This is a genomic window from Nitrospirillum pindoramense (assembly GCF_007827955.1).
GTDB classification, from domain to species: Bacteria; Pseudomonadota; Alphaproteobacteria; order Azospirillales; family Azospirillaceae; genus Nitrospirillum; species Nitrospirillum amazonense_B.
Map to the genome: position 1 here is coordinate 454,181 of NZ_VITR01000004.1, position 24,934 is coordinate 479,114.

Annotated in this window: 18 protein-coding genes; 8 read left to right on the plus strand and 10 right to left on the minus strand. The window is 61.8% G+C overall.

The annotated features are described in order from the left end of the window. Positions 1 to 73: 73 nt before the first annotated feature. The 5 genes from FBZ90_RS09115 to FBZ90_RS09135 form a co-directional block, all read right to left on the minus strand. The gene (locus FBZ90_RS09115; protein WP_246130231.1) at positions 74 to 1,645 is read right to left on the minus strand and encodes an indolepyruvate oxidoreductase subunit beta family protein; all 1,572 of its coding nucleotides are present in this window, start codon (positions 1,643 to 1,645) and stop codon (positions 74 to 76) included. Then, a complete protein-coding gene (locus FBZ90_RS09120) occupies positions 1,642 to 3,798 on the minus strand; it encodes a thiamine pyrophosphate-dependent enzyme (RefSeq protein ID WP_145731178.1) in 2,157 nt (718 codons plus the stop codon). Before FBZ90_RS09120 ends, FBZ90_RS09115 begins: the two co-directional genes overlap by 4 nt. An 85-nt stretch (positions 3,799 to 3,883) precedes the next feature. Continuing rightward, entirely contained in the window at positions 3,884 to 5,218 is a 1,335-nt protein-coding gene (locus tag FBZ90_RS09125) for a DUF4185 domain-containing protein (RefSeq protein ID WP_246130232.1), read from the minus strand. Between the two features lie 128 nt (positions 5,219 to 5,346). Continuing rightward, positions 5,347 to 6,108, minus strand: a complete 762-nt coding sequence (locus FBZ90_RS09130) for a hypothetical protein (RefSeq protein ID WP_246130233.1) — start codon at positions 6,106 to 6,108, stop codon at positions 5,347 to 5,349. Between the two features lie 132 nt (positions 6,109 to 6,240). Continuing rightward, positions 6,241 to 6,627: a DUF6152 family protein gene (locus tag FBZ90_RS09135; protein ID WP_044562911.1), complete on the minus strand. Its 387-nt coding sequence runs from the start codon at positions 6,625 to 6,627 to the stop codon at positions 6,241 to 6,243. A gap of 422 nt (positions 6,628 to 7,049) precedes the next feature. Here FBZ90_RS09135 and FBZ90_RS09140 point away from each other — a divergent pair, with 422 nt between their 5' ends. Both FBZ90_RS09140 and FBZ90_RS09145 read left to right on the plus strand, forming a co-directional pair. Continuing rightward, on the plus strand, positions 7,050 to 8,447 hold the full coding sequence (locus FBZ90_RS09140; RefSeq protein WP_145731183.1) for a hypothetical protein: 1,398 nt from the start codon (positions 7,050 to 7,052) through the stop codon (positions 8,445 to 8,447). 98 nt (positions 8,448 to 8,545) lie between these two features. Further along, positions 8,546 to 9,943, plus strand: coding sequence for a serine hydrolase domain-containing protein (locus tag FBZ90_RS09145; protein WP_145731185.1), 1,398 nt, complete (start codon positions 8,546 to 8,548; stop codon positions 9,941 to 9,943). Here FBZ90_RS09145 and FBZ90_RS09150 read toward each other — a convergent pair whose 3' ends face one another. Beyond that, positions 9,944 to 10,573, minus strand: coding sequence for a flavin reductase family protein (locus FBZ90_RS09150; RefSeq protein WP_145731187.1), 630 nt, complete (start codon positions 10,571 to 10,573; stop codon positions 9,944 to 9,946). 128 nt (positions 10,574 to 10,701) lie between these two features. Here FBZ90_RS09150 and FBZ90_RS09155 point away from each other — a divergent pair, with 128 nt between their 5' ends. From FBZ90_RS09155 to FBZ90_RS09165, 3 genes are read left to right on the plus strand one after another with little or no spacing between them, the layout of a single operon-like run. Beyond that, on the plus strand, positions 10,702 to 11,829 hold the full coding sequence (locus tag FBZ90_RS09155; RefSeq protein WP_145731189.1) for a cupin domain-containing protein: 1,128 nt from the start codon (positions 10,702 to 10,704) through the stop codon (positions 11,827 to 11,829). Positions 11,830 to 11,849: 20 nt separating this feature from the next. Further along, a complete protein-coding gene (locus tag FBZ90_RS09160; protein ID WP_145731191.1) occupies positions 11,850 to 12,761 on the plus strand; it encodes a fumarylacetoacetate hydrolase family protein in 912 nt (303 codons plus the stop codon). 52 nt (positions 12,762 to 12,813) lie between these two features. Next, positions 12,814 to 13,302: a nuclear transport factor 2 family protein gene (locus tag FBZ90_RS09165; protein WP_186455686.1), complete on the plus strand. Its 489-nt coding sequence runs from the start codon at positions 12,814 to 12,816 to the stop codon at positions 13,300 to 13,302. Positions 13,303 to 13,491: 189 nt separating this feature from the next. On the opposite strand, the gene FBZ90_RS09170 is transcribed toward FBZ90_RS09165, so the two are convergent. Next, positions 13,492 to 15,546 carry a TonB-dependent receptor gene (locus tag FBZ90_RS09170; RefSeq protein ID WP_246130242.1) on the minus strand — a complete coding sequence of 685 codons (2,055 nt, stop codon included), beginning with the start codon at positions 15,544 to 15,546 and terminating at the stop codon, positions 13,492 to 13,494. 856 nt (positions 15,547 to 16,402) lie between these two features. On the opposite strand from FBZ90_RS09170, the gene FBZ90_RS09175 reads away from it, so the two are divergent. The 3 genes from FBZ90_RS09175 to FBZ90_RS09185 all read left to right on the plus strand — a co-directional run bounded on the left by FBZ90_RS09175 (position 16,403) and on the right by FBZ90_RS09185 (position 21,704). Then, on the plus strand, positions 16,403 to 18,769 hold the full coding sequence (locus tag FBZ90_RS09175; protein WP_145731195.1) for a TonB-dependent receptor: 2,367 nt from the start codon (positions 16,403 to 16,405) through the stop codon (positions 18,767 to 18,769). Positions 18,770 to 18,915: 146 nt separating this feature from the next. Then, positions 18,916 to 20,247 (plus strand): DUF4185 domain-containing protein, encoded by a 1,332-nt coding sequence (locus FBZ90_RS09180; RefSeq protein ID WP_246130234.1) that lies wholly within the window; start codon positions 18,916 to 18,918, stop codon positions 20,245 to 20,247. A 149-nt stretch (positions 20,248 to 20,396) separates the two neighbouring features. After that, on the plus strand, positions 20,397 to 21,704 hold the full coding sequence (locus tag FBZ90_RS09185; protein ID WP_145731198.1) for a hypothetical protein: 1,308 nt from the start codon (positions 20,397 to 20,399) through the stop codon (positions 21,702 to 21,704). On the opposite strand, the gene FBZ90_RS09190 is transcribed toward FBZ90_RS09185, so the two are convergent. The 3 genes from FBZ90_RS09190 to FBZ90_RS09200 form a co-directional block, all read right to left on the minus strand. Further along, entirely contained in the window at positions 21,701 to 22,978 is a 1,278-nt protein-coding gene (locus tag FBZ90_RS09190; RefSeq protein WP_145731200.1) for a hypothetical protein, read from the minus strand. The two genes, FBZ90_RS09185 and FBZ90_RS09190, sit on opposite strands and share 4 nt — an antisense overlap. A 109-nt stretch (positions 22,979 to 23,087) precedes the next feature. Further along, on the minus strand, positions 23,088 to 23,858 hold the full coding sequence (locus FBZ90_RS09195; RefSeq protein ID WP_145731201.1) for a hypothetical protein: 771 nt from the start codon (positions 23,856 to 23,858) through the stop codon (positions 23,088 to 23,090). Between the two features lie 52 nt (positions 23,859 to 23,910). Further along, the gene (locus tag FBZ90_RS09200; protein WP_145731203.1) at positions 23,911 to 24,459 is read right to left on the minus strand and encodes a DUF6152 family protein; all 549 of its coding nucleotides are present in this window, start codon (positions 24,457 to 24,459) and stop codon (positions 23,911 to 23,913) included. Positions 24,460 to 24,934 lie beyond the last annotated feature (475 nt).

Below are 24,934 nucleotides of genomic sequence, written 5' to 3' on the forward strand. Positions count from 1 at the left end.
CCCCATGCGACGGCCCCCCAGCCGCCAAACAGGAGGAAGGCCAGGAAAGCCGCCGAAAAGCCCCGGCCGGTCATCAGCAGAAGGAGCGGATCGTGCGGATCAAGCCGTCCAGATCGCCCCCCTCCCCGTCCTTGATCGCTGTTTCGCGCAGGCGCCGGGCCCAGTCCGCCGCATCATCGCGGTGGGCGAGACGGCGGATTTCCGCGACCACCGTGTCGAACTTCGACAGTCCCCGCGCATGCGTGTCCGAATAGCCTTTGATCAGTCGCCGGCATTTCAACACCTCCACGCCCAGGGCGTAATCTTTGCGGACAAGGTCGCAGGCACAGTCGAGCCAGGTGTCGCGGTGCGCCATCTCCTCGGCATGCCGTAGCGAGCGCCGCCGCAGCCAGCGCATGCCCCCCAGTGTATGAAGCGCCAGGAACCAGACGGGCGAATAGGTGCGCACCCGGCGTCCCTTGTTCACCCGGCGGTCCAGCCAGGCATAGAGGGCGTTCCGCCGCTTCAGCCAGCGCGCGAACCCCATTGGCAACAGGCCGGCGATTTCCTCCATTCGAGGGTGCATGAATTCCGTGGTGGTCAGCACCTGCTGCGGCCCCACCCCAACCTCACGCTCGATACGGCTGCGCCGGCCCGGGCGGGTCTTAAGATCGGCGACACGGATAACATCGTCATAGGTCATCGCGTTGGCGACATACTTGGCCGCGGCCAGGGTGAAATCATAACCCCGGGTTCGCCCACCCGCCTGCCGGTCGACCTCATGCAACCGGGTGAGGATTTCCAGATACTCATCCCCATACCGCTCATCCTGATAATCGACCACCTTACGCAGGCCCGCCCAGGCCATCGGCCAAGCTCCCTCGGGCAGCGACGTCCGAAGCAGGCTGAGCAGGCGGGCGGCGCGTGGATCGGCGGCTGATGATGGCCCCCCCCCCGCTCCCGGCATCGCTGGGGCCGCCGCCTCGACGGCGGGGAGAACCGGGTTCGCCGCCCGTTCGAAGGCCGCATCGAACGTCTTCAGGCTGGCGGCCACGCCCTTGCCATCCTGCCTGATGACGGCATGATAGGCACCGCGCTCGAAGGGAAGGGCCCCCGACCCGGCCAACGCGCCGAACATGGCGGAGGAGATGACGCTGCCGTTGCGCGTCGCCAGTTCATCCATGTCGAAGACGATCCGCTGGCGCGCCGCAACGCCAATGGCGTCGATCACGGCGCCACTGTCGGCGATACCCTCGCCGGGGGCGCTTTTTTCCGAGATCGCCAAAGAGCGATGGTCGGAGGCGATCAGGGTGGTCCGCTCAGGGGTGACGATCCCCCTGAGGATTGAGCGTCCGGCCTCCATGAATTCCGACGCCAGCACGATATCGACATCGCCCGGCGTGGGCATCTGCGCCAGAATAGGCGCGCGGCCCCCGGCGGGCGGCATCATTTCGACGTAATAAATGGTGGCGCCCGTGCGTTGCGCCACGCCCGGCACCGAGGTCGACTGCGCCACCCAGCCGGCATTTTCCGCCAACTGGACAATCCAGCCGGACAAGACGCCCCCGCCCTGTCCCCCCATGGCGACGATGGCGACGGAAATGGGCCGCTCGGTCATGGCTCCGGCGGCGGCCAGCGGCAATTTGAGGATATTGTCCCCCATCATGCCACCTCGAACGCGATGCGATGGCGGGCACGCCGCTGCTGCAGAAAGCCGATCAAGGCCATCGCAAACCGGGCTTGCGCCCTGTCCCACCAGGTCGGATTGTGGATCACCTCGGCCCGATAAAAGGAGGGGCAGAGGGCCGCGGCCTCCGAAACCTCGCCGCAATTGCCGCAGCCGACACAGGAATTGTCGATCGCGGCCACGGGGTCATCCCGCAAAGGGTCGTCAAGGTGTTTGACCGAGAGCGACGGGCAGCCGGACAGCCTGATGCAGGCATGATCGCCGGTGCATATATCCTCATCGACGCCGAAGCGCTCCTTTACCACGCGCTTGCCGTCCTTGATCGACTTCGCCGTGAGGGGCTTCTCCCGCCGCTGCCGGTTGAGCATGCATTCGGAAGAGGCGATGACGATCTTTGGCCCTTCCTCCTTCGTCGTCAGCGCCTCTTTCAGCACCGATCGCATCCTGCCCACATCATAGGTGCGGTCGATCTCGCGGACCCAGGTGGCGCCCACGCCCCTGACCGCTGTCGATATCGGGTTGTTCGTCTGGCGGTTTTTATTCCACGCGCGAGAGGAAAGGATGTCCTGGCCGCCGGTCGCCGAAGAATAGAAGTTGTCGACAATGACAAAGACGCCGTCGTGCTTGTTGAACACGGCGTTGCCGATCCCGCTGGTCAGGCCGTTGTGCCAGAAGCCGCCATCGCCCATGACCGCGATCGAACGCTTGCCGCTGCCCTTGCTGAAGGCGGCGGCCGAAGCGGCCCCCAAGCCGAAGCCCATGGTCGTCGTGCCGATATTGAAGGGCGGCAGGATGGAGAACAGGTGGCAGCCGATGTCCGCGGACACATGGTGCTCGCCCAGTTCCTGCTGCACCAGCTTCATGGCGGCGAAGATCGGCCGTTCGGGGCAGCCGGTGCACAGACCCGGGGGCCGGGGTGGCACGACCGACTTCAACCTTTCGACCCTGGGATGCGCCAACACCGGGGCGGCATCGGGGACCGGTGGGCGGTTACCCAGCAGGGCCGGGGAACAATCGTCAAGGAAGGCCTGAATGCCGCGCGCCAGCGCCTGTATCGTATAATCGCCAGCCATCGGCAGGACGTCCTTGCCGCGCACGCGCGTGGAGATGTCGCGGCGGCGCAGCACGGTGTTGAGGGCCTGCTCCAGATATTCCGGCTGCCCTTCCTCCACCATGAGGATGGCGTCCTTGCCCATGGAAAAATCGGCGATCTCGCTGTCGATCACCGGATAGGTGACGTTCATGACATAAAGCGGGACCTGCGTGTCGCCGTAGGCGTCGGACAGGCCGAGATACTGCAACGCGCGGATCACGTTGTTGTACATGCCGCCCTGCAAGACGATACCGACCTTGCCCGTGGCCGGACCAAACAGTTCGTTCAGCCGGTGCGCGCGAATGAAATCGACCGCCGCCGGCAGGCGCCGGGCGATCTTTTCCCGCTCATGCTCATACGCCGCCGGGGGCAGCACGATGCGGCTGAGATCCCGCTTCGGCGTGTTCAGCGCGTCGTCAATGGTGAAGGGCGGGCGGACATTGTCCTTGCACACGAAACTGCCGTGCATATGGCAGGTGCGAACCCGCACTTCCAGCATGACCGGCGTGTTCGAGGCTTCAGACAATTCAAAGCCGCGGGCGATCAAATTCACGATGCACGCATGGTCCGGTCGGGGGTCCAGCAGCCACATCTGCGACTTCATCGCAAATGCGTGCGTGCGCTCCTGCATGATGGAGGAGCCCTCGCCATAGTCCTCGCCAATGATGATCAGGGCGCCGCCGGTGACCCCGCCGGATGCAAGATTGGCCAGCGCGTCGGAGGCCACGTTGGTCCCGACCGTGGACTTCCAGGCCACGGCGCCGCGCAGCGGATACATGACGGAGGCCGAAAGCATGGCCGCCGCCGTGGCCTCGTTCGCGGAACTTTGAAAATTCACGCCCAGTTCGTCGAGGATGTCCTTCGCATCGGCCAGGACATCCATGAGGTGGGAAATGGGGGAACCCTGGTATCCACCCACATAAGAGACACCGGCCTGCAGCAGACCCTTGGTGATCGCCAGGATCGCCTCGCCCCGGAAAACGTCGCCGTCCCCCAGTCGCAGGTGCTCAACCTCCTTGGCGAAAGAACGCTCAGCCATGTCCGTCATCCATGAATATGCAGCCGCATATGTTTAAGTTTAAAGTATTCCGGTGGCCGTCACCCTGCCGGCAGGGCCCTGGCCCTCAAGTGAGGATCAGGTCGACGCGTTGCGCGTTGAAGGAAAAGCCCGGCATGTACCGGCGCAGGAAATTCGCCTCGATCCCGGCCCGCGCCCGGGGGCCATCCGCCTTTTCCAGGGCGGCGGCCAGGCGATCTTCGTCCTTGGCGAACTCCCGGATGCCGTTGAGATCGGCCCAGACAAGCCAGAACGACATGCCGTCGGGCGCGACCCACTTAGGCGCGATCTGCGGACCATAGGCGCGCGCCGCAGCATCGCCGCCGGGCATCCAGGCCGTTTCCTCATAGACCTGCCGCCAGGGACCCCACGGGGCCGAGGACACCCATAAGCCCAGGTAGCTGGGCTTGCCGAACTCGGTCCCGTCAGGCGCGCAGCCAATGCCGGCGCTGGCCATCATGTACAGATCCAGCGCCGCGTTGTAGACGACACTGGGCAGCCAGGATTCCAGGACAAGGTCCCCTGGGAACAGGTTGGTGTGGTTGACCCATCCCTCCGGAAAGACATGCACCGGCGCCCGATCCGCGATGTCCTTGACCCAGCGCGCGCCACCACCGGCCAGATGGCCGCCAAAGAACTCATAGGCGCGCCGATCCAGGATGTGCTCCACGCGCACCCGGGCCATGACGAGCTGGTTCATCAGGCCGTCACGGTTTCCATTCGGGCTGTAGACATAGACGTGGCCATCGCGGTTGGCGCTGTAATCCTGTCCCATCTGCAAGACCGACAGGAGGGAAAAGCAGCCATCCGGCTCACCAAAGAAGACGAACCGGTCACGGTTCTGTTCCCCCCAATCCTCCCACACCACCGGCAGGGAACCATCCTGGTTACGCCAGGTCCGCCCACCATCTTCCGAATGGATGAGCTTCGCCCCGGTCCAATGCCGCGGCCTGTCCTTGGCATCGTCAAGCGTGCTCAAAAACTGGTACAGACGGCCGCGCACCGATAACAGGCCAAAGCCATAGTAGGATGGCGCACCTTCCGGCCGCGCGGCGCGGTCGAGTTCCGGATAGCCCCGCATGTCGCCGAACGACGCGCCTGGGGCGGGCCCCTCCACGGTCCACAGCCGCGTATTATAAAAGGCCACACGGGGATCGGCCCAGCCGGTGCCGTCATTGACGGCCACGGCTTGGCGGTCGGCGGCGGTCCAGGTCATATGATAGCCATCACCCAGGCTGTCCGACCGCAGGATCGTGTCGTCGCGCCGGATGGCCGAACCAATGCCATGGCCTCGGCCGGCCGAGGCCCGTTCGCCGGCAAGGGTCGCGGGCGCGTACAGGGTGTGCGCCGCGCCGACACCGGCCGCCAGGGCCTGCTTAAGAAAATTCCGTCTATGCGACATGCTGTCGTGCTCCCGGGAAAGGCGATGGGCTTGCCTCGGGGAAACGTACGCCTGCCGCGAAGGCGGCGGACGGCGCGGAAATGGCCGAAGGTCGGGCCCCGCCGAATGGCGGGCACGCCCCTGGCCCGTTACTTGATTTCGTTGGTCGATTTCATTTCAACGGTGCCATCCGACTTCACGTTGAACAGCGGATCTTCGCGGTCGCAGTAGTATTCCATGATCTGGTATTTGTCGTTCCGCTTGTAGCCGTAGGTAAAGCGGTAGGGCTCGACCAGCATCTTGGGGTCGTCGATGGTGATCTGATCTTCCATCTTGTCCGGAGCCGTTAGGCGGATACGCTCGGTGATCGCCATATCGCCGCTGTGAGGGATTTCGAAAAAGCGAACATCCTCCTTCACGCCGCGCGTCGTGACGACCAGGGTATCGCCCTCCCAATGGCCGACTGACATTCCATAATAGGACGGCACCAGCTTGTTGAGGGGCGGCATCGGCCGATCGAGATAAATCCGCCGCGTCTGGCTGAGGAACTCAGCCAGCACGGTCAGCCGCCCCTTGGTCTGGAGGAATTCCAACGGGAATATGGCCCCCATGATCGTCGGCATGCCTTCGGGCAAACACAGCGTGCTGGGATCGACCAGCGGCGTGCCCGCCTTGAGCTTGGCGTCGCGTTCCGCTCGGAGCTTTTTCCACTGGGTCGCGTACGGCTCCTTCAGGTTCGGTCCGTCGCCGGGCACCGGAAGTTCCTTGAAGGTGTTTTCATCACCAGCGAAGGGGTCGGGATATATTTCCCATACACCAGTCATATAGGGCTCCGCCGCATGGCGCGCGGACGCCGTAGCGACATGCGCCACCGGCCCGGCGCAGAGCGCCGCCACGGCCACGGCGAGCATCAGGGGCTTCCCAAGCCTCATCACAAACCTCCCAGTCCCTTCAAATCATTATCTATTAGTCGCCGCCCATCAGTCGGCGGCGCAGTACGGGCCAGGAGTTAACCGCCCGGCGGCGTCACTCCCCCCCCGGCATCACCAGCCGCTCAAGGTCCTGCCGTCGGGAACCGTGATGGTCTTCAACATCCCGCCGGGGCGTCCGTCGCGCAGCGGATAGAAGGCGATATTGACGGTATCGCCCGCCTTGATCGTCGTCGGATCCCAACCCGCGGCGCTCATCATGTTCACGCTGCTGCACTCCAGGGCGTAATTGGTCTTTCCATTCGCCCCATCAACACTGACAACGACGAACGAATGCGGGTTGGCGAAACGAAATTCGGTAACGGTCGCCTTGGTCAGCTGCTCGATCTTCGTCTGATCGAACATCGCAAAGGAATGGTGAGCCAAGGCCGGCGTGGCGATCACGGCCGCGACGAGGCCAGCTATCCTTGCCGCCGATACCGCTTTCTTGCCCAGTTTCATCAATCAACTCCTGTTCATAAGACCGGTTGTCGCGCGTCGCGCGGCCACGCCGCCGCCTTTGTCCGGACGATGCGTGAAGCCACGGCGGGAATCATGAAGCGGATGCCTGAAGCAATCCCTAGCACCCAGCCCCATCCTCCCATTATCCGGCCGCCGCCGACCTTGCCGCGCCAATGCGGGGACGGTCCGGAAAGTCTTATCACTTGCCCCCCGCTCACGGCGGCGATTACAGTTGTGAAACCGTTACAGGGCGGGAACGCATAGACGTTTCAATAGGGTTTCCAGGGCTGGATCCTGAAAAGGTTATGGCGTGGCGGCGCTTCCATGCATGTTGTGAGCTAGCCACCCTCAAGGGTGGCCCAAGCGTTACATGAATTGGGTGGCCCTTAATCAGGCACGCATCGCTGAAGGTTTGACACGGCATGAAGCTCTGGTCGCATCGGCCCCCTTCACCACATCAGCGTAGCGACGAAGGGACGGGCCCCACCGAAAGCCGCACGCCGCCATCCCGGCAAGACCAACTGCGAGACGCGGCGCAGGTGCTGCGTGACGAACTCGGTTCCAAGCGGTCGGATAAGCTTCTCCGTCTGTTCGACTTCCTGTTGGAACGAACCATCGAGATGCGGCCGCCGACCGAATTGGAGATCACCAACGAAATATTCTCCGCCGGTCGCACAGTCGACTCACCCCAGGACGCGACCGTCCGGGTCTACATCCATCGCCTGCGCAAACTGATGGAGGATGTTTATAGGGAGCGGCCTGGCCCCGGCCTGTCGATCCCCCTCGGGGAATACAGCGTCCAACTGACCGGCGTTGCTGAAATGGCTGTCGAGGACGAGGTTCCCGTCCCCCCTCCGCCTGCCGGCAAGGCACCGCCGCTGGCGCGCAAGTGGCTAGCCTTGGGCGCCGCCGGCCTCATGGCGCTTCTCGCCCTTCTTTTCTTTTTTCCGGCGGCGCCGAAGCCGCCGATATGGCCCGCCATCTGGCGCCCCCTCGCCAACAGTGACCGGCCGATAACCATTGTGATGGGCGACTATTTCCTGTTCGGCCAAATGGGAAGCCAGGGCCCCATGTCCACCTCGGCGCCCCGTCTTGTCTGGGATCATTCCATTCTCACCCGGGACGACCTGGACATCTACCTGATGCGCCATCCGGAGGAGGGTGAACGCGTTACCCCTTCCAGGGAGCAATATGTTTCATCCAGCACCATCATGGCTCTGGAAAAGGTCCAGGCCATCCTACGCCACCTCACGCGAGGGCAAGCACGCTCCATCAAGCTGATTTCGGCCTCGCAACTGGTTCCTGACGCATTCAAGTCATCCGACGTCGTCTACGTCGGTCTGCTGAGCGGCCTCAGCGTCCTGCTGTGCGATCCCCTGTTCCAGGCGTCAGGCTTCAAGCTTGGTGACACGTTCAATGATTTGACCGACGTCTCGACTGGCACGAAATACCAGTCTGACGGCGTCGTCCTGACCGAGGAGCGCATACCGCGCGTGGATTACGGTTATATGGCCAGCCTGCCCGGGCCTGCCGGCAACACCATCATGATCATCGCGGGAACCCGCGATCCCGGCCTGTTGGAAATGGCTGAATTGGCGGGTGATCCCGCCCGCATCGCCGCGGCCGGGTTCAACGGAAACGTATCCTTTCGTGGCCTTGAAATGCTTTACCGGGTTCGTGCCATGGCGAACCTCAATATTGGCGCGACCCTGGTCTTGCATCGCGAACTGCGGTCCCAGGGTATCTGGGATAAATCCGCGACAACGGATGGCACACCATCACCATCTGACACGCCAGAGGCAGCACCGATCCCACACTGAGCTGTCAGGCGCATCGGGCTGACGGACGACCGCTTTCGCCAAGGGAATGACCGCTTCGGCAATTGTTCCCTTTTGCCCCGTCTGCAAGGGTGTTCGCCATGAACAGGATCGAATACCTTCTGGCCGCCGTCATTCTGCTGGGACTGCAGGCGACCGCGACCGCCGAGCCGATCGACGATTACATCGCCGCCGAAATGACCCGCGACGGTATTCCCGGACTGGCCATCACCATCCTGCGCGATGGGCGGCTTCAGCGCGCCCAGGGGTACGGTTTCGCCAACCTGGAACATCAGGTGCCGGTCCATCCGGACACACTATTCAAGACCGGGGCGACCGGCATGCAACTGACCGCCGCGGGGGTGATGTTGTTGGTGCAGGATGGCAAAATCCGGCTGGATGAGTCCATCCGGGCATATCTTCCAGAAGTCCCGTCCAGTTGGCGGCCCATCACGATCCGGCACCTGCTCAATCACACGTCGGGCCTGCCGGCGACCCCGAATGGGGATTTCCGCGCCGACTACACCGACGCCCAATTGCTGGGAATCATCACGGGCGAGGCGCTGAATTTTCCCGCCGGCGCGCGCTGGCGCTTCAGTTATTCCGATTACATTGTCCTGGGCTTTCTGGTGAAGCGGGTCAGCGGACAATATTACGCCGATTTCCTGAAGCAGCGGTTATTCACGCCGCTGGGAATGCGCACGGCGCGGGCCATTGATGAGACGGCAGTGATTCCCAACCGGGCGGCTGGTTATGAGATGCGGGACGGCAAGCCACGCAACGCCGAATGGATTTCGCCAACCGCGAACTCGACAGCCGATGGGTCGCTGTATCTGTCCATTCTCGATTATGCGGCCTGGGCCGCCGGCATGGCGGGCCATCGGATCCTGACAGATGAGTCCTGGGCCGAGATTGCCAAGCCGGCCCGCCTGAACAATGGATGCAGCTACCCCTATGGATTCGGCTGGTTCCAGCACGCCGGGGCTCAAAGCGGCGTCTGGTGGCACGCCGGCAGTTGGCAGGGCTTCCAGACCTATGCCGTCCGCTATCTGGAAGGGGACCTCACGGTCACTGTCTTTGCCAACAGCGACAATGCCGACGTCGGAACCATCGCCCGCCACGTCGCGGAAATCGTGGAGCCCAACCTGACCCGGCCGCCGGCCGCGCCGATAGAGGACAGGGAACCGGCCATGACCGGGCGTGTGAGGCGCCTGCTGGGTGACATGGCGGCGGGCCGCGTCGCGTATGGTGACTTCACGGATTTCGCCCAGTTGGACTTCACGGAGTTGATGGCCGACGACACCAAGGTCCTATCCGCGCTGGGCCCACTGCAGGAGCTGGCACCGTTCGACCGCCGGGACATGTGCGGCGACACGCTATATCGGTATCGCGCCCGCTTTGAGCATGGGATCATCGAGGCCAACGTCACCGTCGCGGCCAACGGCAAAATCGGCAACCTGGTCATCACCCCCCTTCCCGCCTGGGATGCGCCCCTGTAATCAGCTCGCCGCCCCCGGCCAGTCCGCATAGGATGGCCGTGAAAGCTGGAACAGGTCGGTTGAGCGGGTATACCACCCCGCACCGTGCATCCGCGCGACCAGCGCCATGGCAAGGGTGTCCACATGCAGGCGCCGCGCATCGACCAGGTCGTCGCGGATATGAAAATGCAATACCTCGCCCAAGACGACCGTCGACTGTCCGGCATCGACGTGGTGGAAAAGCCGGCATTCCATCGAAACCGGAGCAGAAACGATCCGCGGGGGGGCGACCGTGACCGAAGGCGCGACCGCGACCCCCGCATGCTCCAGCTCATCAAAGTCCGGGGGCGCGTCTATGCAGGTGAAATTCATCGCCGGCGCGTCGGCTTCACTCACCAGGTTCACCACGAAGTCGCCGGTTTCCAGGATATTCCTGGCGCTGTCCTTCAAGGTGCCGTCGGGCCGGCGCATAAGCCCGATGGCCACCAGCGGAGGCTCCGACCCCATCATGTTGAAGAAGCTGTAGGGCGCGGCGTTCCGCGCGCCCTCCACGGATCGGGTGGTCAGCCAGGCGATGGGCCGGGGGGTGATCGCCGCACTCATCAGCTTGTAGCGGTCGGCAGCAGCCAGCTGCCTAAAGTCGAAGTCCATCTGAACGGGCACCCTTCGCGCGTCTATCCATGGGGCGCCTTGGCGGCGCTGACATGCCAGCCAAGATACTTGCATCCGCCAACCAGGCAAGATATTTTAAGCCTATAATAAATTCCTCGGAGGGCGCGATGCCCCAAATCACCTACGACGCATATCGGGAGGATGTCGTTGGCCGCGCCAATGTGTCCGATACACCTGAATTAATTGACTATTATCGGCGGCTCAGGACCTTGGGCACCGGTGCGCTGTGGACTGTCGCCAACAAGATCGAGCCATGGCAGCCCCGCTCATCATCGGTTCCCATGATCTGGCGGTTCCAGGATCTGCGCGGGGATGTGCTAAGGGCGCTTGACCTCGTCACACCGGAGCAGGCCGGGCGGCGTGTCATTTATCTGGAGAACAAGGGGCGTTCGGATGTCGTCGCCGCCGTGGGGTGGCTTTATTCCGGGCTTCAGGTGATGAAGCCGGGCGAGTGCGCCTCCAGCCACCGCCACAGCGCGTCGGCGCTGCGCTTCATCATGGAGGGCGCCGGCGCCTTCACCAATGTCGATGGCCACAAGATGACCTTGGGCGCCAACGACTTCGTGCTGACCCCCAACGGCACCTGGCACGAACACGGCGTGGCGGAGGATGGCACGATCTGCATTTGGCAGGATGGCCTCGACATTCCCTTGATGAACGCGCTCGACGCCAACTTCTATGAGGTTCATCCGGACCTTCGCCAGGCGATCTCCCACCCCGTCAATGACAGCCTCGCCCTGTGGGCCGGGTCAGGCCTGCGGCCGGCCGGCCAGGCCTGGGCCAAACGCTATTCGCCGCTGCTGAAGTACGAGTGGGCGCCGACCTATGAGGCGCTATCGCGTTACGCGGGGGTCTCGGACGGCTCGCCCTTCGACGGCATCATCATGGATTACGTGAACCCGGCCACGGGGGGGCCGGTGATGCCGACCATCGGCGCGACGATGCAGATGTTGCGGCCGGGGGAACGAACCAAGGCCCACCGCCAGACCGGTAGCTTCGTCTATCAATGCGCCAAAGGCCGGGGCTGGTCGGTGATCAACGGCCAGCGTTTCGATTGGCAGGAGCGGGACATCTTCGTTGTCCCATCCTGGATGTATCACGAACACGCCAATGCCTCCGTCACCGAGGACGCCTGCCTGTTCAGCTTCCACGACCTGCCCGTCATGCACGCGCTCGGCCTCTACCGGGAAGAAGCCCTGGGCGAGAACGGCGGACATCAGCCGGTTCTTTCCTGACCAACCCTGAAGGAATTTCCATGCGTCTCGTCACTTACCGCGCCGATGTGGAGTCGGCCGCGCGTCTCGGCGCCATCGCCGGCGATCTCGTGATCGACCTGGCACGCTTCGGCGGCGCGAAACACGCGCCTTTCCCCTCTTCGATGCTGGAATTCATCGACCTGGGTCCTCAGGCGGTGGCGATCGCCACCCGGCTGATCGCGGAGTGCGAGGGGGTGTTCCCGCTCGGCACCACCGCGCCGCTGGCGAACGTTACGCTGCTGGCCCCCATACCCCGTCCCCGCAAGAACATCTTCGGCATCGGCCTCAATTACACCCAGCATGTCGCCGAAAGCGCCAAGTCGCTAGACACCTCACCGGATCTGCCGCGCCAGCCCGTGATCTTCTCCAAGCCGCCGACCAGCGTCATCGGGCCGGGCGAACCGATCCTGCATGATGGCACGATCACCCAGCAGCTGGATTGGGAGGTGGAACTGGCGGTCATTGTCGGCACGAAAGCCCGGAGCGTGCGCCGTGCCGACGCGCTGCGTCATGTCTTCGGCTACACCGTGTGCATCGACATGAGCGCCCGCGATTGCCGCCGCGCCGGCCAGTGGATTTATTCCAAGGGACAGGACAGCTATTGCCCCATGGGGCCAGTCGTCGTCACCGCCGACGAAATCCCCGATCCGCAGTCGCTCGACCTGTGGCTGACCGTCAACGGCGTGGAAAAGCAGCGCAGCAATACTGCCTATATGCTGTTCAAGGTTGATGAGTTGATCGCCGACATCAGCCGGGGCATCACGTTGGAACCGGGCGACATCATCGCAACCGGCACGCCCGCCGGTGTTGGCGCCGGCCGTGACCCGCAAGAATGGCTGTGGCCGGGCGACGTGATTGTGGCAACGGTCGATGGCATCGGCACGCTGCGGCATCCGGTGGTCGCGCGCTAGCCACGATGCGCCTCAGGGGACACACCTGCCATTTCACCACCAGGAAGAAGCCATGAGACAGATGCTTCGGCGCGCCGGGCGCGCCCTCACAGTCGCAGTCACCGGTATGGTTCTATTGAATCAGCATGCCGTTGCCGCCGAGCGCGACGATGTGATGAAAACCGTCAACCAGTGGGTGGACAGCTTGAACCAGGGCGATGTTGCGACCGCCATCGCCGCCTGTGCCGAGGAAACGTCGATCGTCGACGAATTCGCGCCCTTTCAATGGCACGGCAAGGGCACATGCGCCCAATGGGCAGCTGCATTGGCGGCTTTCAACCAGTCGATCGGCCTGACCGACGGGGTCAACAAGCTGCGCAAGCCGTGGCGGGTGGACATTGAAGCGGAAAGGGCCTACGTCGTCGTTCCAGCCGACTTCCACTACAAACTCAACGGAAAGCCGGGCGCGGAAATCGGGGCGATCTTCACCGTGGCCCTGCGCCGAGAGGCCGCCGGCTGGCGGATCAGCGGCTGGGCCTGGTCCCGGCCGAAGGGAGCGTGATCCCCAGCCGCGCGGAGCATGCCCGCTCACCGATATTGGGGGCGGATCGCCGGTGGCGGTGCGTCACCACGCGATCCGCCCTAATGTCTTTCCGACTTGAATAGAATCGCCGGAAAGACATCAAGCATTTGGTTTGTCGTGTGATTCACGCTTCAGGTGACATCACCTGAAGCGATCACTCTAAGGCCGTCAGAATTCCCGGGCGATGGTGAACCGGACGGACCGGGGTTCCAGCGGATGGATGTGCATGTCGGAAACGCCCACCACCGGGTCGCCTCGCAGGCGGTCGGTATAGTAATAGTCGGCGGCATCGTCCTTGCTGTTGAACATGTTGTAGACGCCGATACCCAGGCGCATGCCGCTGTCCAGCTTATAGTCCAGGCTCAGATTCCATTCGCTATACCCGTTGGACTGGATGCTGTTGTCCTCGATCAGGGGATGGGCGCCGAGATAACGGAATTCCAGCCCGCCCGACAGACGCCCTTCCGCCCAGGTGCCGACGGCCCACGGCCCCGCCCCGCCCCATGATCCCAGGTCCTTCAGGTACAGGGCCAGGGAAGCGATGTATTTGGGGGCGTCGGGGATGAAATCGCCCGCAGGATCGCGGTCGGTATAGCGGGCGTGACTGAAGGCGAGGCTGCCATAGAGTTCCAGCCAGGACCAGGGCGCGTAGGTGGTGTTCAGTTCCAGCCCCCGGCGCCGGCTGGGACGTCCCGCCGTCGTCTGGCCCGCGTCGGCGTTGTACGTCAGTTCCGACACGAAATCCATCTGGAAGGCCGTCAGCGTGGCCGTGAGGTTGGGAAGGAGGGTGCTGCGCAGGCCCACCTCCGTCCCGTCCACCTTGGGCAGCAGTGGCGCCCTGCCCTGGGTTGCGCCGCGCACGTCATTGCTATGGAAGCCGCGGCCCGCGCTGACATAAATCTCCGTGCTGTCCCAGGGGGTGAAAATAACACTACCCTTGGGCTGGGCCAGACGAGCGGCCACCACGCCGGCGTTGGTGCCATGGTCAGTGCCGGTCAGGTAATCCTCGCGCGCGCCGACCACGGTGCGCAGCCAGGGTGTCCAATGGCTGATCGCTTGAAGGTAGGCGCCGCCGCCGGCCTCCCGGACGTTGTCGTCGCCCAGTGCCCCATATGGCACGCGCTGGTGGGTGGCCAGCAGATCAACATTCACGTCGTCGAAACGAACATCCAAGCCGGTTAGCAGTTCATGGTCGACACCGAACAAGGACAATGTCTTGGCGTAGCTGACCGCCCCACCCGCCACCATGCGGTTCTCGTTTTGCTCGTGCTGGTCTCCCAGAACTGGATTATCCAGGAAATGGGTGAAGTTGTTCCACAGGGTCAGCTGGTTGTTGACGACATAAGCGTTGGCCTTCACGGCGCCGCCGGCCAGCCAGCCCTTGTCCACCGACAGGGCGAGGGTGCCGGACAGGCTCATGCGCTGAGCCTTGCCGCCATCCGACGGGTCCAAGGTGCCGTAGCGGCCAATCAAGCCGTCATCGATGGCGCGCGCCGGCTGATCGGTCGTTGCGTTCCATAAGGCATGGTAATACATCGCGGTGACGGTGAAGCCATCGTAACGGTCGCCTTGGCCGTAACGCAGCACGGCGTTCCCCTTGCGTAGGTTGTCCGGATGGTCCCAGGGGCCGTCGTAATGCACCAGTTCCCCACCCGCGGTGAGGTGACCAGGCCCCAGATCGGTCGTGCCGGCGGCAAAGGCACGCTGATAGCCCAGCGTGCCGGCCGTCAACGCCATCTGGCTCGCAATCTGGTCGCCGTAGCCCATCTGGACCGATCCAACCGCCGAGAAGTCGCCCTGGGCTGCGAAATAGGGGCCCTTGGTATAACCCAAGCCGTTGGCCAGTTCCGGGATGACGAAGTTCAGATCAGTATAGCCCTGGCCATGGGCATGGGTGCGCATGTTGACAGGCATGCCGTCGATACTGACGGCCAAGTCGGTGCCGTGGTCCAGATTGAACCCCCGCAGCAGGTATTGGTTGGCCTTGCCCTCACCGCTATGACTGGTCACCACCAGACCGGGCACCGTTTCCAGCATCTGGCCCACGCGATAGGCCGGCAGCAGCTCCAACTCGTCCTTGACCACCACTCCCTGACTGGAGGTCAGTGCGCTGCCGATCAAATCACGGCGCTCGGCGGTCACGATCACGTCTTCGGCGATATTGTTGTCCGTCTCCGCCAACGCGATGTGGCTGACAGCTGAAATCAGACAACCTGTCAGCATGGTCACCTTGAGAGCGCGTGTTCCTTTCCGACAGCTTCCAGCCTCACACACGCGGCGTCCGTCCTTCTGGACCGCCCCTAAATCCTGCACGGTTCACCTCCCTGTTGTGCTTTCCGCCTATTTCCGGCTGGGGAAGGCTCAGCGCGCAAGTTACGTACGGTTACGACGCCAATGAAGCGGTGCGACAACAGACGCACTCTTCCAGTCACGGTGCCAAGGCCCGGTAGCTGATGGAGATGGAGATCCAGTAATTGACTGGTACCGGCCTGTCAATCTGCACCGAACATTGACCCGGTACTGGACTTCACCCTTAGGGCGAACAGTTCCAAAACGCAGAATTTACTGGTGGCCAGGAAGCCGTTGGTATTCGTGATGACTGGGTGCGGCGAACCACCCGCCGCAGCATGTCCATGCTCACGCATCATCAACCGTCGCGCCAGGGCCGATGCCGGTCGCGCCTTGCCGTCCTAGTCACGCCTTCGGGGTCACGCCTTCCGGGGTCACGCCTTCGGGGGTCACGCCTTCGAGCCCCCTGGTCGCCTTGACATGCTGTCCCTCCAGCTACGACCGGGGAACGTACACACGTACGGGCGCTCTCGGACGACGTTACGGGACACTCCGAAACGTTTCCGGACGGTTTCAAGCGGCCTTGCTGCGTTTATCTCAGGCGGTGTTTACATTAAGCAACAAATATGCGTATTCAGCTTCATTGTTGCGATTCAAAAACAGCCGCCAAGGTTGGCGAAGCACCGGCCAAATGACGGTGTCGAGGCTTGAACCGCGACAAGCGCTGACTGGGAGCGAAGCGCAAGCTGGCCAACAAGCATATTTTCAAAATCGGGGAGAGCAAACCGTCATGAGGGGTTTGAAGAATCGGCTGATCTTGGAATGCGGCACCGCAATTCCAAATGAACGAAAAACCTTCACGTCTTTACGCGTACTACTGCTCGCCTGTTCCGTCCTGTCCACTCCAACAAGCGTGGTCTATGCACAGGAGCAAGCCTCGAAGCAGAATGACGGCAGCGATGGACTCAATATTGCCGAGATCGTCGTATCGGCCAGGCGGAAGGATGAGAAGGCGTTGGATGTTCCAGCCTCCATCACCGCCTATTCGTCCGATTATCTGAAGACGCAGAACATTCAGAATTTTACCGATTATGCGACCCGCATTCCCAACCTGACCTTCCAGTATGGTCAAGGAGCGGATCTGTTGTGGAGCGGTAGCCGCCAGACCACCATCCGCGGCGTGGCCGGCAGTGGGACGACATCCTACTATATCAATGACACGCCGGTGCCCTCATCGGTCAGTCCGTTGACGCTGGACCTTGATCGCATCGAAGTGCTCAAAGGCCCCCAGGGAACCCTTTTCGGTGCCAGTTCCATGGGTGGCAACGTGCGCTTCATCACCCGCAAGCCCTCATTGACTGAGAATTCGGGCGAGGTGCAAGTGCAGGGCGGCGGTACCGAAGGCGGGGGGCTCGATTATGATGGCAACGTCGTCGCAAACGTCGTGCTTGCTCCCGGTCGGCTCGGACTCGATGTCGCCATTGCCGATACGCGGGATTCCGGATTCATCACGCGCCGGTTTCCCGATGCTTCCGGCAATCTTGTCTCCAAGGATGGACAGGGTCGCAACGACACCTACGCGGCGTCGGTCACGCTACGGGCCAAACTGACGGACGAGGTGGAGGCGACCATCAGCGCCATGGGCCAGTCAAGCGACCTGCACGGCTTTCCGGCCGCCTACGTACCCTACCCCGATTATAAACCCCTATCCTACACGGTGGACCGTGCCCAAGACGTGCAGGAATATTCCCGGGATCGCTGGGGTATTGGGTCATTCGTCCTGAACTATACCGGAGACGATTTCTCCGTGGCTTCTTCCACCAGCTACTTCGCGCGCCGGATCAATGAGCGGGAAGACGACACCGAGGGGAGCAACCTGTACCTTACCCAGGCTACGGGGATCGACTTCGGCAATACACCCATTTACCAGGATACCCACCATACCGAAACGCGGCTCACACACGAAAGTCGCGTTTCCTTCGACGATGGCACGCTATTGCCGCACCTCTCCGGCATTGCCGGGGTATTCTACCAGCATCAGAACCGCCGTGACACCGTGCCGGTCACTCCGATCCCGGCGCTGGCCGACGCGGGCTTCAATCCGTCCTATCTCGCCGCCAATGGCACGTTCATTCACAGCAACGATGCGGCGCTTTTCGGCGAACTATATTATGAGATCATCCCGAAGCTGACCGTCACGGCAGGCCTGCGGCAATATTGGACAAATCAGAAGACCGACGCAAACGAGGACCAGGGATTCGTCTTCCTACCCGCGGGGTCATCCTATGTGCCAGCTATTGGGAACAGCGAGTCGGGGCTCATTCCCAAAGCCGTGGTCTCCTATAAGCTGGACGAGCAGGGCAATATCTATGCCTCTGTGTCCAAGGGCTTCAGGGCCGGGGGCGCGCAGCAATCCCTTCCGGCGGATCTTTGTTCGGCCGACCTCGCGCATTTGGGCCTGAATGGCGATGCGTTGCGGCAGTATCGATCCGACACGCTGTGGAGCTATGAGGCCGGAATTAAGAGCCGCCTGGCAGAGGGCCGGCTCAGTGCGTCCGCGGCGGTCTTTCAAATTGACTGGTCCGACATCCAGCAGTCGGTTTATTTGCCCACCTGCACCCTGTCCGTCACGACAAATGCGGGTAAGGCGCGTATCCGGGGTGGTGAAATGGAGGTTTCCGGCCGTCCCTTCGCCGGGGTGCCTTTCACGATCGAGTTGGGGCTCGGCTATACCGATGGCGTCCTTCTGGATCCCGGCGTGCTGCCGCAACCCGCGAACAGTCCCCTTTCTCAGGTTCCGCAATGGAGTGGGACCATATCTGGATTCTACCAGGTGGATCTCAGTCAAGACTATCAGCTCTTTATTGCTGCCGACTACAGCTATACCGGCTCCGTCGATGTCCCAACCGGGCGCGGAGGCTTTGTGGTGCGCCAGGCGTTCAACATGGTCAACGGCAATATCGGCGTGAGTTTCGGGCAATCCCAGGTCTTATTTTACGTCAAGAATCTGCTGGATGAACGCCTGAACTTTGGTGATCAGCCTGCCGCGGGCTTCGAACGTCAGACGCTTCTTGCTGACGGAACCTATGAACGCTACCCCCGTGGCGTGGTCAGCCGCCCACGCCAATTCGGCGTGCAGTTCCAGCAGAGTTTCTGAGGATGGGGCTTCGCGGCGACCTGAATTCGAAGGTCGCCTGCTTGACCAGCCAGTAGCAGGCCGCCCGTCGAGGTGGCCTGCCCCTGGCCGGAAAAAATTCCAGTTCCTGCAGGGCGACCAACGCCCTGATCATGGAGTGATTTCGCATGCCCCAAAGACGCGATTTCCTGATACGGGCCCTGGCGATGGGCCTGGCGGCCCAGGCGCTGCCCACCGCCAGCACCAGGGCGCTGGCGGCACTCCGCCCTTCAGAGGGCGGCGCTGCTTCCGTCCGGTCCCTATGGCGGCGAGACGAAACGATATTGAGGCTGCCCAGCTTGGGGGACGGCTATAAGATGACTTGGGGGGCGGACGACCGTCAATTGGTCGTCGTCAATGACGGGCCCGGTTGGCTTGATCCCCCCACGAAATTCTTCAAGAGGTCCTTGTGGAGCATTGGCGGCGGCCCGACCGACGCCATCGTCACCCAACGAGATGGTTACCCGCATGTGGATGAAGCCGGCGAACCGGAAGACGCCCCTCATTATCACGGACATGGCCTGCTGGCTGTGGGTGGCCGGATATATCAATTCCTGAGCGCGCTGGACCAGGCGGCCGAGCGGCCCCGCCGCTGGACAGCCGCCAAGCTCATTCAATCCGATGACGGCGGGCGGTCATGGCGCAATCAGGATGGCACCTCTCCAGTCAGATGGGAGGGCTGGAAAGAGCAGTCGCGCGAGCGGCTCGCCTTCTTCAACGAACCGAATGGCTGCTTCTCACTGCTTTCCATTCTCCAGATGGGCCAGGATTACCGCGCGAATCGTGATGGCTATATTTATGTATATGGCCCGAATGGCAATATCGATGGCCTGATGAACGAGCTGATGATGTTCCGGGTGCCCATCGACAGGATACCCAACCGCGACGCCTATGAATTCTTCGGAGGATGGGCAGGCCATGGCGTGGCACGATGGGTGGCCAACATCGCCGGACGAAAGCCGGTTCATGTATTTCCGCGTGGCTGGGTCAACCGCTCCAACCTTTTCCCCGGCGACATCGTCGTCGAAACATGGTTGCCGAGCGTGGTCTATAATGAACCCCTGGATTTGTACATGATGGTCAGCGCCGGGACGGGCTGCGCCCCTGACGGCACTGAATTCGCCAAGCCCGGCTATTTGGGCTTCTGGGTCTCCGCGACACCTTGGGGGCCCTGGCGTCAGGTACATGAGGAGGCCGCCTGGACGCCCGGTGGCGACCCCGTCGCGCGGGCGTATTCACCCCAGATCGCACCTAAATGGATCGCACCCGATGGCAAGTCCTTCTGGCTTGTCTGGGCCGATCTCAAAGGAATCCGCGAGTTCAGCGGAAATACGGACCGTACCGGCAACGCAGGCCCGGTAACCCCGGAGGAAACGGCCATTGCCGAATCCGACCTGATGCGGAGAGCTATGCCCGGCTACTCCTTCAACGCCCAGCGCGTCGATCTGGATATAGGTTGACACGACGATCCAGGCCGTAACCGGCCGGGCTTGACGATAGGCCCCGGTTTCGCCAGCCTCGTCGCTGCAATGCCGAACTGTTTGAACAAAGGGGGGCGCATTGACACTCCGGATGGGGCAGGACGAGATACCTCCTGCTGGTAACCACTATGCGGTCGAACCTCACCTTGCCAACTGATCAGCCCGGCGATGAGAAAGAAGCGCTGATCGCCGCTGAGGCCTCGCAGTTCCGTGCGGTGCTGCTGGGTGAAAACCGCTCGGTGATCCTGACGCAGCTATTCGATTATCTTTTGGAGCGTTCGGAGGATCGCCGGGCTCCCAAGGAAATCGAAATAGCCATGGCCGTATTCGGAAAGAGTGCTGCGTTCGACACCTCACAGGATTCGATGGTTCGAGGGCATATGTCCCGGCTCCGCCAGCGGCTGGATCATTTCAATACGGGAAAAAGCGGACCTCGCTTGCAGATCCCCAAAGGGGAATATCGCCTGATCTTGGCCCCCGGGCCTGAGGATACGGAGGAGGAAGAAGCCGTACCTCCTCCTGAACCGCCGCCCGCCCGAAGTGCGGCTTGGCGCCGGCTCGCGGTCATGGTCGCCGCGAGCGTGCTCGGATGGGCTGCCCTCTTCCTTTTCGAGCAGCTGAACGGCGGCCCGTCGCCCCTCCGGCAGACGGCTTTTTGGGGGCCGGTCGCGGTGCATAAACGGTTGCCTGTGGTCGCCGTTGGCGACTTCTATGTGGTTGTGGAAAGCGGCCCCGATGGCAAGCCCCGGCGCCTCGTCATGAATCCCCTAATCCAGTCGGGACGGGACCTCGATAATTATCTGACTCTGCACCCCGACGACTTCAGCAAGCTGCACGATCGCGACATTCACCGGGTGCCGGCGCGGGTGGCCACCGGAGCGGCGGCGATCTTGCCGTTGGTATCGGCCATGCGCGCCGACCACGGCATTCCGGACATGACCCCTGTGTCGCAACTGTCCCAGGACGCGATTGACTCGGGGAACGTCATATTTATCGACTATTTTGCGCAGCTGGGGACGCCGCGTTCCCCCATCCTTCAAATGTCCGGTTTCATCCCCGGCGAAAATTTCGATGAGTTGAGGGACATACCCTCAGGCACGGTATTCACGGCGCGGCCCGCATCCGCGCAGAATTCGGACGTTACGCATCCAGCCGTGCCGGCCTACGGTTATGACTATGGCTATGTCGCCAGCTATCCCGGGCCATCGGGAAACCAGATCCTTGTCATCTCCGGCATCGAGGATGCCGGGCTTTCCCGGATGATCAAGCTTGTGTCTGACAAGCGTGAACTTGACCTCCTGGCCCGTCAGACGCATGGCGCCGCGGCGTTTGAAGCGCTCTATCAGGTCCGCACCGTTGGGGGACTGATATTCGACACGAGCCTTCTGATCGCGCGACCACTAAAAATGGCAGGACTAGGGACCGCCGGTCGTTAGGGCACGGGACCATTATTCACTGATGTTTCCCAAATCCGATCGGAATTGATTGGCCGGGCAATCAAAAGCAAAGTTCCATAGCTCTCGTTGAACATCGTGCGCACCTGGTACAGGGCCTCAAATGATCTGAGGTTCCCTCCGACCCGCTGGCGAAGCTCTTCCAGCTTGTTCGCGTCGGTGACGATGCCGGCCATCTGCGTAACTCCGGCGTCTCCCGTGCCGGAAACGATCAAGACCTGATTACCCGAAGGTCCCGGAAAGCCCGCTATATAGCCATAGTCGCGCCGAGGAATGATCCCGTCATCCAACAGGTAGGGGCTGTCGGAAAGGAACTGCCGGCCGGACGGCCTATCGACCAACTCGTAGCACGTGGTCGCGCAGTTGAATTGCGAAGCGCGGAAAAGCGGGTTCTTCAGCAATGGGTTAAGAGCGTCGAGCGCGCCGACATAGACGATATTCGACGTTTTCATAATATTGGGATCAAGCGCAGACGATGCCACGGCGGTGAGCCGGTAATCCTTGAGGTAAGACCACAGCCTGCTGATCGAACCCACAATATCCGAACTCACCGCATAGAGATCCTCGTTTCTGAGGCTGCCCCTTTCGCTTGTCGTCTTGGTGACATATTCATAGAATGCATCGGCAGAGTCGATGGACGGGTCCTGGATGATTTCCTCAACCCCTTTTCCACTCGGCTTGCTGATGAACATGAAATAGTCGCCGATAGCGAAGACGGTGATTTTTTCCCCGAACGACCGCCAGAACGCCGGTTGGTCAACAGGGCCGCCGATGCCGATGGTGCCTCTGAAAAACAACCAGACCAGGGCGACATTCGCTAATAGCAGGATGGAGGCAGCCACTCGAACGGAGTGGCCATGGCGCGGTCGCACGCGTCCGTCTTCGGTTGGCGCTTTTTCATTGTGGTTGGAGGCATCCGGCGATTTGAGGATGAACCCGTACTCACCCTGCGGAATGATGAGGCGCTTCCCGGGCTTGTCCGCATAATAGAGATCAAGTTTTTTGCGGAGGCGATAAATGCCGACGCGTACCTGTGAGCCCTGGACTCCCGAAGCGGCGGGGCCCCCTGGAAACACCTCCACGGCGATCTCCGTCTCCTTGGGCCGCCGCCCCTCGATCGACTGCCGAAGAAGGAAATCGAAAAGACGTAGGAGGGTCTCGGATCGGTTGGAGGCGATGAAGCCCCGCACTTCGCGCGCTTCTTCGGCAAGGGCGCGTGCAGTTGCATCGGGCGCCGAGTTGCTGATGGTCTTCATTTGCCCTCTGGGGCTGGCGCCGGCAGCGTGCCAGCGGTCAATGGCGCGACGCTCCAGCGCAAAGGCAGGAGCGTCGCGAAACTATAAAACGCCCTGAGGTCGTTGCGGTTCATTTCACCCCGAGAGACACGGTCCCGTCCGAGTTGATCACGTCAAGGCGGTGATCGCAAACATATTCGGATATCCGGTATTTATCATTCCGCTTGTATTCATAAGTAAAGCTGTATGGCGTATTGAGATATTCTGGATCCTCGATGGAGATATCCACACGCAGCCTGTTGGGCTTGATCAGTCGGTAATGTTCCGCGATGGTCATAGCGTCGCCATGGGGAATTTCGAAGAACTGGATGTCCTTCCGAATCCCGCGTGTTTCTACAACAAGCGTAGTTCCATGCCAATGCGCAGACGAAAAGCCATAGTATGATGGCGCAAGGTCATCAGGCGCCGGAAACGGCTGATCGAGGTAGACACGGCGGGTCTGCATGAAAAGCTCCGCCAGAACCGTGATCTGCCCTGGGGTCTGGAGGATCTGGATGGGGTAGATGGCTTGCATGATCGTTGGCATGCCTTCGGGCAGACAACGGGTACTCGCGTCAACAAGTGGTGTGCCGGCATCCAGCGCCGCTTTGCGTTTGGCCTCTTGCGCCCTCCACTGGCTGGCATAGGGCTCCTTCAGGTCGGGCCCATTGCCGGGTGGTGGAATGTCGTCGAAGGCGGTGACCCCTTCCGGGAAGGGGCTAGGATAACGTTCCCAGACGCCGGTGATGTTCGGTTGCCCTTTGGTGCGGGCCGTGGCCGAATCCGCCAACGCTGTGTCGGCCATCCACATCAGACAAATAGCCAGCGCAAGAGCTGGTCTCGTTATATTCTTGAAGTCCATTTAGGACCTCCCTTGCTTTTTTATTCTGATTCCGGATTGCAATCGCTGATCATTACGCTTCCAATTTCTTGCCGTTGGACAGCGTCGCAGCTTTGAGTGCTCCGCCCGGCTTGCCATTGTGTAGCGGGTAAAACACGACGTCGATTTTGTCACCACCCTTTATGGTATTGAATTTCCACCCCATCTCACTCATGTTCGCAATACTTCCACATTCTAACGTATAGGCCGTATCTTCGCTCTTAATGATAATATATACGTGTGGATTTCCCCATGTGTACTGAACCACCGTCACGTTTTTGAGTTCGGATAGTTTGTTCTGGTCGAACATGGCGAAGGAATGATGCGCCATCACGGGCTCCGCGATCACAGCGGTGCAGATGCCCAAAGCCAGGGTATACTTTCCTATTCTGTACATTCGAAAAATCTCTCCTCTCTTGCGGCGCAGGACGCAGTGCCTCACGGCACGGCGTCCTAACCGAGGCCTTGCGGCAGCGTCGGCCGAGCCGGCCATCCACCCCGGTACCGTTTTAGAATAGCGGTGACGATGGACTGGAGAATCGAGAAGCGGTCTTGAAACGGTTGTGCGCATGTTGCGTAACATCGCGCACGCCCCATTTTTCCTATACATCCGCCCCGAAAAAGGGGGTCGTCGCGGAACCCCGGGGAATGCGGCTCTGATCTTCGGGCGCGCCGTGAGTTTGGCCGACGCCATATTGCCCCGCGCTTCGCGTCGGTCTTCGTCTCGAAGGTTTTGGATTGGGTGGGGAAGCCGGCACGCCGGGTCTTCACCTGATAGCCGATGACCTGACCGTCCCGGTTCTTCCAGAGGGCGATGGTAGCCATGGGAATGCCGTCTCCGCCGGATGTCCAGCGGATCTCTCTGTCCCAGATTGTCCCGCAAAATCCAGCCCAAACGCTGGAAGCGCGCCCCCTGCAGAACCACGAAAATTCATTAATTACAATTGTTTGTGACATGAGAAACGGTCACGTCCCCCCGGATGGTGTAGCAGGCACCGGTGCCGGAACAGCCCTGTAGGACGGCGTAGCCGGCCGGAAGGGCTGCCCCGGCGGGCGGT

Excerpts from the sequence above, each read along its gene's own strand:
- FBZ90_RS09185 (WP_145731198.1), top strand. The coding sequence starts at position 20,397 with ATGCGGTCGAACCTCACCTTGCCAACTGATCAGCCCGGCGATGAGAAA.
- FBZ90_RS09170 (WP_246130242.1), bottom strand. The coding sequence starts at position 15,546 with ATGCTGACAGGTTGTCTGATTTCAGCTGTCAGCCACATCGCGTTGGCG.
- FBZ90_RS09200 (WP_145731203.1), bottom strand. The coding sequence starts at position 24,459 with ATGTTACGCAACATGCGCACAACCGTTTCAAGACCGCTTCTCGATTCT.
- FBZ90_RS09130 (WP_246130233.1), bottom strand. The coding sequence starts at position 6,108 with ATGCTCGCCGTGGCCGTGGCGGCGCTCTGCGCCGGGCCGGTGGCGCAT.
- FBZ90_RS09180 (WP_246130234.1), top strand. The coding sequence starts at position 18,916 with ATGCCCCAAAGACGCGATTTCCTGATACGGGCCCTGGCGATGGGCCTG.
- FBZ90_RS09175 (WP_145731195.1), top strand. The coding sequence starts at position 16,403 with ATGAGGGGTTTGAAGAATCGGCTGATCTTGGAATGCGGCACCGCAATT.
- FBZ90_RS09150 (WP_145731187.1), bottom strand. The coding sequence starts at position 10,573 with ATGGACTTCGACTTTAGGCAGCTGGCTGCTGCCGACCGCTACAAGCTG.
- FBZ90_RS09145 (WP_145731185.1), top strand. The coding sequence starts at position 8,546 with ATGAACAGGATCGAATACCTTCTGGCCGCCGTCATTCTGCTGGGACTG.
- FBZ90_RS09155 (WP_145731189.1), top strand. The coding sequence starts at position 10,702 with ATGCCCCAAATCACCTACGACGCATATCGGGAGGATGTCGTTGGCCGC.
- FBZ90_RS09160 (WP_145731191.1), top strand. The coding sequence starts at position 11,850 with ATGCGTCTCGTCACTTACCGCGCCGATGTGGAGTCGGCCGCGCGTCTC.
- FBZ90_RS09115 (WP_246130231.1), bottom strand. The coding sequence starts at position 1,645 with ATGATGGGGGACAATATCCTCAAATTGCCGCTGGCCGCCGCCGGAGCC.
- FBZ90_RS09120 (WP_145731178.1), bottom strand. The coding sequence starts at position 3,798 with ATGGCTGAGCGTTCTTTCGCCAAGGAGGTTGAGCACCTGCGACTGGGG.
- FBZ90_RS09140 (WP_145731183.1), top strand. The coding sequence starts at position 7,050 with ATGAAGCTCTGGTCGCATCGGCCCCCTTCACCACATCAGCGTAGCGAC.
- FBZ90_RS09165 (WP_186455686.1), top strand. The coding sequence starts at position 12,814 with ATGAGACAGATGCTTCGGCGCGCCGGGCGCGCCCTCACAGTCGCAGTC.
- FBZ90_RS09190 (WP_145731200.1), bottom strand. The coding sequence starts at position 22,978 with ATGAAGACCATCAGCAACTCGGCGCCCGATGCAACTGCACGCGCCCTT.
- FBZ90_RS09125 (WP_246130232.1), bottom strand. The coding sequence starts at position 5,218 with ATGTCGCATAGACGGAATTTTCTTAAGCAGGCCCTGGCGGCCGGTGTC.
- FBZ90_RS09135 (WP_044562911.1), bottom strand. The coding sequence starts at position 6,627 with ATGAAACTGGGCAAGAAAGCGGTATCGGCGGCAAGGATAGCTGGCCTC.
- FBZ90_RS09195 (WP_145731201.1), bottom strand. The coding sequence starts at position 23,858 with ATGGACTTCAAGAATATAACGAGACCAGCTCTTGCGCTGGCTATTTGT.